1 protein-coding gene is annotated in these 1109 nt (G+C 83.4%); it reads right to left on the reverse strand.

Going from position 1 to position 1109, the window contains the following annotated elements:
* Positions 1-140: 140 nt before the first annotated feature.
* Positions 141-992 carry a hypothetical protein gene (locus GYH36_RS19085; RefSeq protein ID WP_162290698.1) on the reverse strand — a complete coding sequence of 284 codons (852 nt, stop codon included), beginning with the start codon at positions 990-992 and terminating at the stop codon, positions 141-143.
* Positions 993-1109: the final 117 nt, after the last annotated feature.

The following is a 1109-nucleotide window of genomic DNA, read 5'->3' on the forward strand; positions in this document are numbered from 1 at the left end:
CGCAGCGCGCGGGGTTCGAGCACAGGGGAAACGCGTTCGCGGGTCGCTCCGAGGGGCGCGCGCGTGGGTCGCGTCGGGGGGGGGGGGGGGGGGGGGGGGGGGGGGGGGGGGGGGCGGCCCCCCGGGGGGGGGGGGGGGCGTCAGGACGCGGCGACGAGGGCCGCGGTGCGGCAGCTCGCGAGCGCGGCGAGCTCCTCGCCCACCGGGAGCCGCACGAGGCGGTCGGCGACCTGGCCCACGGCGTCGCGCAGGCGACGCCGGGCGCGCGCGGCGCGGCGACGCCCGCCCACGGCGGCGGCGGCGCGCGAGACGAGCGCGACGAGGATCCCGACGACGACCCCGCCGAGCGCGAGCAGCGTCGGCCACGGCAGCTCCAGCGCACCGGGACCGCCGAGCGTGAGCACGGGCGTCGGCGGCTCCGGCAGGCGCAGGTAGACGAAGCCCCACAGCGCGGCGAGCCACAGGAGCCCGACGACGAGCGCGGCGAGCACGAGCCACTGGAACGCGCCCACGACGCGCCACCACACCGGGCGCCGCGACGCCTCGAGCTCGGTCCCGGCGACGGCCTGGTCGAGCGCGTCGGCGAGGTCGGCCGCGCCCTCGGAGGCCCGACGCCGCACCGCGAGCGCCCAGTCGTCCGGCAGTCCCGCCGTCGCCCCGGCCGCGTAGTCGCGCACGGCCGTCTGCGCACCGGCCCGCAGCGCCGCGCCGACGGCGGGCAGCGACGTGCGCGCGAGCTCCGGGCGGACCTCGCCGACGTCGGTGCCGAGCTCCTTCGCAGCCCGTGCGCGCGACGAGCCCGGCGCCGGCCCCGCGCGCAGGCCGATGCGCCGCAGCGGGTCGGGCCGGAACCGGCCGACCCAGCGCGTGACGGGCCAGCCGGTCGCGGCACGCGCGTCGCGCACGGCCGAGCCGCGCACGGCCGCGACGACCGTCGGGACGCCCGCCGCCGCCTCGAGGGCGTCGACGAGGCCGTCGCGCGCGCGCCGCACCGCGCGCTCGGGCGGTGGCTCGCCCCCCCCGGCGGCAAGGCGTCGCGCGCCGCCCCCCCCCTCGGCGGCGCGCCCGGCGTTCGGCGCCCGCCCCCCCGCCCCCCCCGCCGCGCGCCG

Source organism: Cellulosimicrobium composti, from assembly GCF_010287905.1.
Taxonomy (GTDB): Bacteria; Actinomycetota; Actinomycetes; order Actinomycetales; family Cellulomonadaceae; genus Cellulosimicrobium; species Cellulosimicrobium composti.